The sequence below is a fragment of the Chitinophaga agri genome (genome assembly GCF_010093065.1).
Classification (GTDB): domain Bacteria; phylum Bacteroidota; class Bacteroidia; order Chitinophagales; family Chitinophagaceae; genus Chitinophaga; species Chitinophaga agri.
On sequence record NZ_CP048113.1, the window covers coordinates 7,115,893 to 7,127,892 of the forward strand.

7 protein-coding genes are annotated in these 12,000 nt (G+C 45.6%); 3 read left to right on the forward strand and 4 right to left on the reverse strand.

Going from position 1 to position 12,000, the window contains the following annotated elements; all coding sequences use genetic code 11:
* The first annotated feature begins 25 nt into the window (after positions 1 to 25).
* On the forward strand, positions 26 to 2,581 hold the full coding sequence (locus GWR21_RS28365; protein ID WP_162335072.1) for a tetratricopeptide repeat-containing sensor histidine kinase: 2,556 nt from the start codon (positions 26 to 28) through the stop codon (positions 2,579 to 2,581).
* Positions 2,582 to 2,628: 47 nt separating this feature from the next.
* On the opposite strand, the gene GWR21_RS28370 is transcribed toward GWR21_RS28365, so the two are convergent.
* Positions 2,629 to 3,024: a winged helix-turn-helix transcriptional regulator gene (locus GWR21_RS28370; protein ID WP_162335073.1), complete on the reverse strand. Its 396-nt coding sequence runs from the start codon at positions 3,022 to 3,024 to the stop codon at positions 2,629 to 2,631.
* 105 nt (positions 3,025 to 3,129) lie between these two features.
* Here GWR21_RS28370 and GWR21_RS28375 point away from each other — a divergent pair, with 105 nt between their 5' ends.
* On the forward strand, positions 3,130 to 3,732 hold the full coding sequence (locus tag GWR21_RS28375) for an FMN-dependent NADH-azoreductase (protein ID WP_162335074.1): 603 nt from the start codon (positions 3,130 to 3,132) through the stop codon (positions 3,730 to 3,732).
* Between the two features lie 564 nt (positions 3,733 to 4,296).
* Here the strand turns inward: GWR21_RS28375 and GWR21_RS28380 are convergent.
* The 3 genes from GWR21_RS28380 to GWR21_RS28390 all read right to left on the reverse strand — a co-directional run bounded on the left by GWR21_RS28380 (position 4,297) and on the right by GWR21_RS28390 (position 8,519).
* Positions 4,297 to 6,579, reverse strand: coding sequence for a xanthine dehydrogenase family protein molybdopterin-binding subunit (locus GWR21_RS28380; RefSeq protein ID WP_162335075.1), 2,283 nt, complete (start codon positions 6,577 to 6,579; stop codon positions 4,297 to 4,299).
* Between the two features lie 107 nt (positions 6,580 to 6,686).
* Positions 6,687 to 7,709: an FAD binding domain-containing protein gene (locus GWR21_RS28385; protein WP_162335076.1), complete on the reverse strand. Its 1,023-nt coding sequence runs from the start codon at positions 7,707 to 7,709 to the stop codon at positions 6,687 to 6,689.
* Between the two features lie 21 nt (positions 7,710 to 7,730).
* Positions 7,731 to 8,519, reverse strand: coding sequence for a 2Fe-2S iron-sulfur cluster-binding protein (locus GWR21_RS28390; protein WP_162335077.1), 789 nt, complete (start codon positions 8,517 to 8,519; stop codon positions 7,731 to 7,733).
* Between the two features lie 1,005 nt (positions 8,520 to 9,524).
* On the opposite strand from GWR21_RS28390, the gene GWR21_RS28395 reads away from it, so the two are divergent.
* The gene (locus GWR21_RS28395) at positions 9,525 to 11,969 is read left to right on the forward strand and encodes an outer membrane beta-barrel family protein (protein ID WP_162335078.1); all 2,445 of its coding nucleotides are present in this window, start codon (positions 9,525 to 9,527) and stop codon (positions 11,967 to 11,969) included.
* The last annotated feature ends 31 nt before the right edge of the window (positions 11,970 to 12,000 follow it).

The window sequence follows — 12,000 nt, forward strand, 5'->3', positions numbered from 1 at the left end:
TCTGTTTTACAATTCAAATGACGACATGGTAACAACCAAAATCTGGTTTTATTTAGTAGCATTGATCTTGTTGCCGTCAGGAATATTTGCACAAAATACACCTGCCACACTGGAAGTGAGGCTGGAAAAGGATCGCGACGGTGCGGCATTACTGAAGCAAATAAATGTTAATGCAAATGATACCAATCAGGTCAAATTAACACTTAAGGCAATACGTATGTATTGGTACCTGCGGTCAGAAACGGGTAAACTGGATACCTGTATGGTGCTGGCAAAGAAGGCTTACAAGGTGAGCACTGAACTGAAATACACGGAGGGTATAAACGAGGCCGCATTCATTTTGTGTAAGGCGTACATGGTGAGAAATAATGCTGGCGAAGCAAGCAAACTGCTTACAGCTGCTTATGGCGAGCAACGTGTAAAGCTGATGCTTGCCATGGCAGAATATTACGTTTTTGAGTTTGAACCCAGTGACCCGGAATACAGGAAGGCGTTGCCGCTCATGAAAGACGGCATAAAGGTATGTGAAACATATCGTTCTGACCGATGGTTAGACGAATGCATGGTGCTTCAGGGAAAATATCTTTTTAAGAGTGGCGACTATCAGGGTGGCAGGAACTCGTTTATGAACATCATTCGTAAACATCATGCGGCGGGAAATTACGGAAGGGCGGCCAAATTTTGGTCTGAACTGGGGAATAATACGCCGGAGAATGACAGTACATTTGAAGATATCCGCCATAGTCATGAAATGGCCGTGCATAATTATTATCAGGCAAACGATCTTAAAAATGCGGCCTATTGCTTACGGGATCTTGCTGTTGTAAATGGAAATCATAACCGGACAGATTCTTCAGAGCGACAGCTGCTCCGCGTTATTACAACACTAAAGGCTATCGGGGAGCGCGTTACGCCAACGACGTACAATATACTTGGAGATTTCTACCGGTTCACCGGACAATATGATAAAGCGTTATATTATACATTGGAGGCACTCAATGTCACTGCTGACAATGAAACACAGGCCAGGGCGCATAGTCATTTATTAATAGGCAGGACATATGAAAAACTGCGTGACTATTCCAATAGCCTGAAGCATTATCAGCTTGCTTTGAATATCATTAGTCCAAGAAATAAACGTCTGCGATCGCTTATTGCTAATGATATGGCCTACGTAACGGCTGTTGCGGGGAACCCCCAAAAAGCGCTTTCTGATCTGAATGACTTTATTAAAGTAAATCCTCACCCATTTCTAAATAGCAAGCAGGAATTCGCTGCTACCTTTGGAGCGATCTATTCATTAATGGGAGATTATGTCAGGGCAGAGAAATATTATCTGGAAATGTTAAGTCTTAACAAGGCTGTTAACGAGGAGAACGGCCGGCTGGTTAACGAGTCAGGATCAACGCTCGCAAGTGGTGGCGCCTACTTTCTGATCGGGAAGTTTTACACAGCACGCGGGAATTTCAGTGCCGCAAATGGCTATCTGAAAAGATCATTGCAGAACGCACAGTTCCTTGATGCCGATCAGGAACTGGAGACCTATGAGCTGCTCTTTAAAACCGATTCAGCTTTGGGTAACTACCTGTCAGCCATTAAGCATCTCGAACGACACAGAATATTATATGATTCCATTAACAGTGTGCAGAAGAACAGGCAGATAACTGAGCTCGGTTTGAAGTATGAGACGGAGCAGCGATTGAAAGATATCGAGATACTCCGGAACAAAGAGACGAAGAATCTGGCAGCTTTACAGAAGGCTGACTTTATCAGGAATATAATCATTGCCGGCGCCCTTGTTACATTGTTATTCGCCGTATTTGCCTACAGGGCGTATTATAACAAGCGTCGTAGTAACCGCGAACTGCAGGCGCAACGAGAAGAGATCGATAGTCAGAACCAGGTGCTGCAGGTGCTGTTATCGCAGAAAGATCAGTTCCTGAAGGAGAAGGAATGGCTGTTGAAGGAAATCCATCACCGGGTAAAGAACAATTTGCAGATCATTATGAGCCTGTTGAACTCTCAGTCTGCGCATCTCAGAAATACAGATGCGATCGAGGCGATCACTACCAGCGGTAACAGGGTACGGTCCATTGCATTGATCCATCAGAAGCTCTATGGTGGCGAGAGCCTTTCCAGTGTTAATATGCCCGAATATGTGGCAGACCTTGTACGGTACATGATGGATGGATTTGACACCCGGGAACGTGGGATCACCTTTGTACAAAAGATAGACAGTATCAATATTGATGTGGCTCAGGCGGTTCCTGTCGGGCTTATATTGAACGAAGCCATTACGAATGCAGTCAAGTATGCCTTTGGTAAAAATGGTGGTGAGATCATTATTGATTTCCATCGTACCGGAGATGGTGTGATATTATCTATTGCAGATAATGGGAAAGGGCTGCCTGTGGGGTTTGATATCAGTCAATCCAATTCACTGGGTATGGAAATGATGCAGGGGCTCGCTAAGCAGCTGAGAGGTAAATTGGACATCAGTAGTGAGGGAGGGACCATTGTACAGGTCGGATTTAGGCTGCTTCCTGCAACGGACGGCGCATTGCCGGTTACGGATAATTAATCGTCGGACTTACTGCCGTATACTGTTGATGACGATAAAACCTGTTTTTAGTTGCGGGTCTCCCGGTCCCTTTGTATACTCCTCCTGATGAGCTCCCGGTGTTGTTTACCCCATGCACTGAGCTCACGTAATACGTTCTTCAGCGTCAGACTATATTGTGTCGCCTCGTAGATGATAGTGACTGGTTTCGTTGCTACCACATTACGCGTCACAAATGCATTCAGTTCCAGATCTTTTAGCTCTTTTGCCAGGATCTTTGGAGAAATGCCTTCCAGGTCATGCAGGATCTCATTGAATCGTTTCGGAGACTGCACAAGGCTTAAGATCAGTGGTAGTTTCCATTTGCCACCGAGAACATACAGCGTATCCATTACGCTGGTGAGCGAGCTGTCGCATTCCTGTTTGTCAGGAATTCTTTCTATGTACTGAACTTTCATTGTCATACCTAAAGGTACGCGCTTTCCTGTAAGTAAGCGCTTTCCTGGAGGTAAGTCCGATTTTTCCGGCGATGGGCACAGGTACCTTTGTCAGCAAATAATCCAGGATTTATGAAACGTATCCTTCATCTGATTTCAAGTATTCAGGGAAATGAATCTTACAGCTACAAACTCAGCAGGGCCATTGTAGAAAAAGTCATTGAAAAGTATCCGGGTAGTACCGTGGAAAATGTGGATCTGAATGATCACGAACCACCGCATCTGAACCCAACTATCCTTCAGTCTATGTTCACACCCGTTGACCAGCTGACGGCAGAAGCGAAAGAGTCGATCCGTTACTCCGACGCTGCGGTCGCACAGATACTGGCAGCGGATATCATTGTCATCGGTGCACCACTGTATAATTATACGATCCCTTCATCACTGAAAGCCTGGATCGATCATATCACCCGGGCAGGGATCACTTTTGGTTATAGTGAAAAGGGTCCCGTAGGCAAGGTACTTGGAAAGAAAGTATATTTAGCAATGGCTTCCGGTGGGGTGTATTCGGAAGGGCCGGGTAAGGTGAATGACTTTGTGGCGCCTTATCTGAAAGCTTTTCTGGGTGCTTTGGGTATGACGGATCTGACAGTGTTTCGTGTGGAAGGAGTGAAGGTGGCAGGAGTTAAAGAGCAGGCATTGGAGAAGGGGATAGCGGGTATTCATATAGACTGATGATGCTATTATCTTTTCATCATTTACGGCTTTGTTGATATGTCAATGAAGCCGTAAATGTTTTAACTGCCTGTCGGCGATTGCTGTAGGAATTAGGTGATTAAGTCGGGGAGCAGTTTTGACAAAAAAGTACTCTTCAAAAACTCTCCTGGCTCTTTTTTCCATTATTATTTTATCCATTTTGTCCTTTATCAGCCAAAGTTTTAACATGCGGTAAACACCATCTAGCGGATCACTACCCACAATTCGGCCGCCTCCCAATTCTATCTCTCTGATGTGACACCAAATTCGTCTATTGGTATTTTTTTTTGGTCATCCACAGTGACTATATGGTTGCAGCGAAGTAACATCCAATCTAATTAATACGAGAAAATAGAAAATGTATATACCCTCAAAATACTAAATAAATCTATTAACTGGTCATACAGAATTATCCCTGGTCAAAGTAGAAAGAGGATAACTATTTTTAGTAGTATCCTCTTTTCTGTGCATTCAGATCAGCTATTGTAGCATTGTTGTATGTGCATTTTGCTTGTATGGATCTTTGCTGGTGTGCACCTTTCCTCACACCAGTTTATCAGGCGTCAGCGGAAGATCTCTTAACCGTTTACCCGTAGCATTGAACACCGCATTGGCAATGGCTGCCGAAACGCCGGTAATCCCGATCTCTCCTATACCGCGTGCTCCGATAGGGGATATGTGCGGGTCTGGTTTTCCGATAAAATGTACATCAATCGGTGGTACATCCAGGTTAACGGGTACGTGATAGTCGGCCAGCGTCCGCATAACAGGATTACCCCAGCGTTTGTCGTATTCGGTAGCCTCCATTAAGGCAGCTCCAATGCCGAAAATAACTCCTCCGATAATCTGTGAACGGGCTGTCTTTTCGTTCATGATACGGCCTACGTCCTGTACGCTGGTGAAGCGTGTTACGCGAATAGTGCCAAAATCCTCATCCACCCATACTTCGGCGAACTGAGCGCCAAACGAATGAAAAGCATATTGTTTGATATCACTGTTTTGTTCAGCGGGCGTTGTCTGCGGGGTACAAAGAGCGCCCGGAATGGTCAAGCCTGCTCCCGAGACAGGCTGGGTAGTGGCGCAGGCCTCTATCTCATTTCTTTTAGTCCTGGTAATGATGTCTGTATATGAATCAGCTGTTTTCTCGTCACCTTTTACAAACAGTTTCCCATTGCTGTAGCTGATCTCTTCGGGGTTTCTGCCATGGAGCCTGGATGAAGGGTCTGCAATCGCCAGGCTGGCAAGTTCCTTCCTGAGCATGACACAGGCCTCCATTGCAGCCGGGTGGATGCTGGCAGTTGTTTGTGAACCGCCGGCCAGTGGTGCTGCGGGAAGACTCGAATCACCGATCTTTACCTGAATGCGGTCTACAGGTACACCCAGCGAATCAGCAACTGTTTGTGCCAGTACGGTATAGGTGCCGGTTCCGATATCAATAGATGCAGTCATTACGGTGACGTCGCCTTGTGTGTTCATCACTACTTTTACGGAAGCAGCGCTCCTGCCGCCCGGATAGGTGGCGGTGGCCATTCCATATCCCACAAGATATTTACCGTTGCGCTTTTGACGTGGCTCCATGGACCGGTTCGACCAGCCGAATCTCTCAGCACCTCTTGTGTAGCAGTCGATCAGGAAATCGGTGGAGAATGCGTGGCCTTTCATGGGGTCGCTGCCTGTATGGTTGGCGATCCTGAATTCGACCGGATCCATCTTCAGTTTGTATGCCATTTCATCTATAGCAGATTCCAGTGCAAATGTACCTGGTGTTTCACCTGGTGCGCGCATGAAGGTGGGCGTGCCCCGATTCAGTTTGGTGACATTATAGGTGACTTCGCGTAGCGGTGCCTTGTATAAAACGAGTGATTGTTTACCACTTGGTTCAAAAAAGTTTGTAAGATTAGTGTAGGTGTCCGTGTGATGACGTAGGGCACTCAGTTTTCCGGCGCTATCTGTTCCAATGGCTACGTGTTGGATGGTAGCTGCACGATGTCCGACATTGGTCTGCATCATCTGTCTGGTGAGCGCGAGTTTTACCGGTTTTCCTGTTGCTTTTGCTGCCATAGCCACTAACAGTGTATGCAGCCATAATCCTTTACTGCCGAAACCGCCGCCTACAAATGGTGCTATGACCTGCACATTTTCAGGCGAGAGACCCAGGAAATAGGCGGCAATAGCGCTTGTCATGCCCACGCCCTGAGTGGCATCATACAAAGTCAGTTTATCAGTACTATTCCATACCGCCACGGTAGCATGTGGTTCCATGGGGTGATGGTGTTCTGCAGGTGTCGAATAAGTTTGGCTTATCCGGTGTGCAGCTGCCGCTAGTGGGGTGGCAGTTTTCCCTTCGTTCACCTGTGCATCCTCTCCCATAAATACTTTCGGTTTTGTGGCGTGAGGAAGTGCAGCGGTGAGATCTGTGGCCGCCTTGTCCTGAGTATAACGGACCTTTAATTTATAAGCGGCAGCGCGCGCCTGCTCGTATGTCTCAGCGACGACAACGGCAATGAACTGACCGATGTAATGTACTTTGTTATCCTGAAGAGGCGGCAGGGTTTCTCCCAGGAATGCGGCGCCAGCTTTCATCTGAGCCTGCATATCGAGGGGTTTCAGCTTCATGGCATTTTTATAGCTGATCACAGCGATCACGCCTGGTTCTTTTTTTGCGGTAACATCATCGATGGAGGCGATTGTACCTTTTGCGATGGTGGCACGTACAGGAAACGCATATACCATACCGGGCTGGTTAAATTCTGCAGCATATGTAGCCTTACCAGTGACCTTTAAGCGGCCATCTATACGGCTGATGGGTTTGCCGGTTTCACTCATGATCTGAAAGAGTTTATCTGTTGAGAATGTGTGTTACTGTCCCATTACGGGACTTATCGGCCGGACTTGTTGTGTGGCCTGATGAACACCTGATTGCTTACGTGTGTTCAGACTTCGCTATGAAGGCCCGCTTCGATGCCATAGCCAGCCCCATTCAGCGCATAAGTAAGCGCCCGCACAATAGCATCTCCTGCCAGCTTCACTTTGTACTTATTATGTTCCAAAGGTTTAGCCTTGCTTAACTCCGCCGTTGCGGCGGCCTTGAAATTGGCTATTGTGGCATCCCTGCCTTTTAACAATTGCTCGGCAGCAGCAGCGCGCCAGGGTTTGTGGGCGACACCTCCCAGCGCGATCCGGACATCTTTGATCTTTGTGCCGTCTAAAGACATAGCAGCGGCCACTGACACCAGTGCAAATGCATAGGATGACCGCTCACGGATTTTCAGATAATAGGAATGATCAGCAAGATCATTTTCCGGTAGTTCTATGGAAGTGATTAGCTCTCCATGTTTCAGATTATTATCTATCTCCGGATTATTACCTGGTAACCGGTGAAAATCGGCAAACGGGATAGTACGCTTTCCTGTGGATCCACCTTGCACATGTACGACAGCATCCAGTGCAGATAACGCCACTGCCATGTCAGACGGATATACGGCCACGCACTTTTCAGACCAGCCGAAAATGGCATGATTGCGGTTCATGCCTTTCAGGGCACCGCAACCAGATCCTGGTTCACGTTTATTGCATGGCATAGAGACATCATAAAAATAGGTGCAGCGTGTGCGCTGATTCAGATTTCCTCCATTTGTGGCCATATTTCTGATCTGTGCACTGGCACCCGCCAGGATAGCCATACTAAGCAGTGGATAATTTTTGCGTATTTTCTCATGATTGGCAGTGAATGAATTCGTCGCCATGCCACCAATCAGAATGCCATTGTCGGTTTTCTCAATAGCAGTATGTTTCAGGCGGGTGATATTTATGAGTGCAGAAGGATGTGTGACATCTTCCTTCATCAGGTCCAGGAGGTTCGTTCCACCACCAAGGAATTTTGCATTGGCGTTTGCGGAAACAGTAGTGATCGCAGTCTCAGGATCACCAGCAATTGAAAATTTGAATGGTCTCATAGTTGAGGATTGCTTGAATGATCAAATAGTACCGTCGGCAAATTGCCATACCTGGGCTACAGCTTTATCTCCCTGCACTTCACGAATGGCATTCACAATATTCGGGTAGGCTCCGCAGCGGCAGATATTCCCCGACATCCTTTCGCGTATTTCTTCATCGGAAAGTTCCACGGCTTTTCCCGTTTTCCGTATATTGTTTGTGACATAGCTGGCTTCCCCGTCTTTTGCTTCATTGACCAGGGCTACAGCAGAACAGATCTGGCCTGGTGTGCAATACCCACACTGAAAGCCGTCATGTTTGATAAAAGCTTCCTGCATGGGATGCAGCTTATTGCCATCTGCCAGGCCCTCTATCGTCGTGACCTCTCTATCCTCACAAGTGGCTGCAAGTGTAAGACATGAGAGCACGCGGCGCCCGTCAATAATAACTGTGCAGGCGCCACACTGCCCATGATCACATCCTTTTTTTGAACCTGTCAGATCCAGGCGCTCACGTAGCGCATCCAGTAAGGTCATGCGGGAATCCAGCAATAATTGCTGCGTATTACCATTTACCTTGAAAGAGACATTGATGCCATTTTCAATGCCGGTTGGTGGGAGTGGATTGCCGGTGGCACTTCTGGCCATCAGTTGCTCAATACCGAGAAGATGGGTGGCCAGTAAGCCAGTCCCGGTGAAAGTGAATAATTTCAGGAAATGGCGCCTCTTCATGCCCGATGTGATGATCTCACTGATTTCATCAGGCATGAGTTCTTCGAGAGCACTCCGCTCTGCATCCGTTAAATCTGGAAACTTGGGTTGATCTTCCATTGTGTTGATTTGAGGTTTTTAATCGATAGGAGACTACTTACAGGTAAGCGGAAGGTTATCAGGCCTGATTGCTACTTCCGGCGTTTAAGACCGGCAAATAAGCGTTCTTTACCAATCATCACCAGTTGTTCACGAAGAAGTTTTACCGGGAAAGCCCGGTGCGCTGACAACAGATGGGAAATTGGTGCAAACGTCTTCACGTAAAGTCCGCACACCTGTACATATGTAATAGTGATATGCAGGCCTCAAATAGTGTACCGGTTGCTAAGAGCCTAAGTCACTATGCAGTTTTCGGGCATCTTCCGGCTGTAATTTATCTGATTGGTTCCGCCGCGCCAGCAGCTGTGCGTGATGCCGTTTTTAGGGGCTTCAGGTAAGTATAGCGTATCCACATCTGCATCCGTTGTTTCTATGGGAAGTTAACGTATAGGCTGGTACACACAATTGGTATGGGATGGTAACATTATCACCAGCGTAGCGGAGACATAAGGACCGGACCATCGGATGTGATGCAGGTATAGTGATGGTTATTCGGATACGTCGCATAAATGATCAGCGCCATTGCTGTTATTTCCGGTGATGATTGCAGATCAGTTTTCAACCGCGACTGAATATCGGGGTGTCTGACGTGATATTATATATGTGTAGACGTTACGATTCGGTGTATGCTCCACTGATGCATTGTTACAGCGTAAAAGCATTATTTGCTGTTTCTTTTCTTAACCGGGACGTAACATTTTTTTAGTTCTTTTTATTTGGATTTATGAATTAAAGAAATTACTTTTGAAACGTTCAGTTCCACCAACAGAGGTTCTACAAAGTATTGCCCAACAAATTGTTTAACAACATTTAGTATCACATGTTGACTCACCTTTGATGGTTTGCGTGAATAAAACCCTTTATTTCCTTTGATAGCGTGCTTTTAGCGGGTTTACTTCTTGCTTGTGTTAACTATTGTGTAGTCAGATGCCATTGAGTTGTTTAACATTCATTAACAATTTCGCGATGAGAATAGTTTTTTCCCTCTTTTTTATTCCACTTATGGTTTTTATCTCTTCGAATGCATTTAGTCAAAACCATTATATCGTAGAGGGAATCGTAGCTGATCAGAACAATAAGCCGCTTGCTTTTTCAACTGTCAATCTGATTAGTTTACCTGACTCTGTAGTTGTTGCTTCTCAGCCTTCTGACGAGCAGGGCAGGTTTTCGCTGTCTGTCAGTAATGAGGGGAACTATAGTGTGGTAGCAACTTATCTGGGGTATAGTAAAGGTATCACAGCTCCTTTTGTACTTGATAAGGACCATGCAATTATCAGGCTGCCAGCCATTGGCCTTACGTTGAAACAGGCCACCAACCTGAAAGAGGTGAATATCGTCAAGCAAAAGGAATATATTGAAAGAAGGAACGACAGAATTATTCTGAATATCGAAAATAATATCCTGGCTGCAGGCAACTCAGCGATGGACATTCTTGAAACGGCGCCTAATGTTTCTGTAGACCGGGACGGTAATATTTCATTACGGGGTAAAAAAGGGGTTGTGATCATGATCAACAACAAGCCGACATACCTGTCTGTCAGCGACATTTCCAACCTCCTGCGGAATACGCCGGGTGCCTCCATTCAGACAATTGAACTAATTGCCAATCCATCGTCCAAATTTGATGCGGCGGGAAGTGCAGGTATCATTAACATCCGGATGAAGAAGCGGGATGACTACGGTACGAACTGGAACCTGAGTGCGATGGCAGGGTATGGTACTTATTATAAGTCCAGCATCGATCTTGGCTTCAATCACCGTGGCGGCAGTTTCAACTTATATGGTAATTACGGTAACTCGAATAACAAGCGGTTCAATGATAATGATGTTGATCGCGTGAATTATCTTAATCAGGATATCACACTTTTTGATCAGACATCCAATGCTATCAGGAAGATAGGTAGTCACAACTTTTCCGTCGGAGCTGATTATTTTATCAATCCGAGGAATGTGATCGGAGTGCTTGTTTCCGGATCATTTACGGATGCCAGTCAGACTATGCTGAGCAAGACATTGATCGGATCAGCACCTAAGCGCATAGACTCAGTTTTGTCGACCAGAAATCCTGAGAAAAGCGGATTCGACAACATGACCTATAACCTGAATTATAAGACGGTGCTGGATACGCTGGGGCAGGAGCTATCCTTTGATGTTGATTATAACAGGTTTGTTTCCTACAAGCGTTCCTCTTATGATAACTTTTATCATCTGCCGGACGGTTCTCAGTTAAAGAACCCGGAATATTTGAGGAACAGTGCTCCTATAAGGATTAATATATACTCTGCTAAATTTGACTATACTGTTGCTGTCAAAAAGTTTAAACTGGAACTTGGCGGCAAAACAAGTTGGGTAGAGACAGATAATAATTTTCAGTTTGATTCGTTAAGTACTGATGTATGGACACCCACAAACAGAAGTAATCATTTTGTATATCATGAAAATGTAAACGCAGGATATATAAATGTGAAGAGAGAGTTCCAGAAGTGGTCATTGCAATTCGGTGTCAGGGCGGAACAAACAAATTCCAAAGGTGATCTGAAAGACACGAAGCAGGTAGTAAAACGCAGCTACCTGGACTTTTTTCCAACATTTTACGCAACGCACAAATTCTCTCCTGATCATGAGATGGGATTTTCGTACGGGCGTAGAATTGACAGGCCTAGTTATGAGGACCTTAATCCATTTCTTTTTTATGTCGATCCGTATACATTCAGCAGAGGAAACCCTTTCCTGAACCCGCAGTATACAAACTCGTTCGATCTGTCATATACACTGAAGAATACCTATTCTTTTGCCTTTGGTTATAGCTTTACTGACGATGTGATGTCTTCTGTTAATATCAATGACAGCATCGCCAAAACGGTCATTGTGACGAACGCTAATATTGCGAAACAGCGGTCTTACACCGCTTCAGCCAATGCGCCGGTAAAATTCACGTCCTGGTGGAAGAGTAACAATAACCTGAATGTGTTCCGTAATGAATTCAGCTCTCCGGATATTTTCGGTGTGGCATTCAGCAGCGGGCAATGGTCTTATATGTTTAACTCAAATCAGAGTTTCAATATACTGAAGGACCTCCGCGCAGAAATTAACTTTTCATACCAGTCGCCGGTTGTTCTTGGCACCTTAAAAGTAACCAATGCCCAGCACGGCATAGATATAGGCGTAAACAAGTCATTTGCAAACAACAAAGCAAATCTGAAGTTGTCTGTAAGAGACGTTTTTAATACAAGAGAACAAACAATTGTTAATCTTCTGCCGGGGATGGACTTTCAGCTTCACCAGAAGGGTGAAACCAGAATTGGCAGATTAACCTTTACCTACAAGTTCGGTAACAATAAAGTAAAACAGGCACGACAAAGAAACACCGGCTCTGAGTCTGAATCACAGCGAATAAAAGGAGCCAACTAGAGAGAAAATTTATACCATACTCATCCATTTA

What these genes read in the sequence shown, in the direction of transcription:
- GWR21_RS28385 (WP_162335076.1), bottom strand. Translation starts at nt 7,709, where the DNA reads ATGAGACCATTCAAATTTTCAATTGCTGGTGATCCTGAGACTGCGATC.
- GWR21_RS28390 (WP_162335077.1), bottom strand. Translation starts at nt 8,519, where the DNA reads ATGGAAGATCAACCCAAGTTTCCAGATTTAACGGATGCAGAGCGGAGT.
- GWR21_RS28380 (WP_162335075.1), bottom strand. Translation starts at nt 6,579, where the DNA reads ATGAGTGAAACCGGCAAACCCATCAGCCGTATAGATGGCCGCTTAAAG.
- GWR21_RS28395 (WP_162335078.1), top strand. Translation starts at nt 9,525, where the DNA reads ATGAGAATAGTTTTTTCCCTCTTTTTTATTCCACTTATGGTTTTTATC.
- GWR21_RS28375 (WP_162335074.1), top strand. Translation starts at nt 3,130, where the DNA reads ATGAAACGTATCCTTCATCTGATTTCAAGTATTCAGGGAAATGAATCT.
- GWR21_RS28365 (WP_162335072.1), top strand. Translation starts at nt 26, where the DNA reads ATGGTAACAACCAAAATCTGGTTTTATTTAGTAGCATTGATCTTGTTG.
- GWR21_RS28370 (WP_162335073.1), bottom strand. Translation starts at nt 3,024, where the DNA reads ATGACAATGAAAGTTCAGTACATAGAAAGAATTCCTGACAAACAGGAA.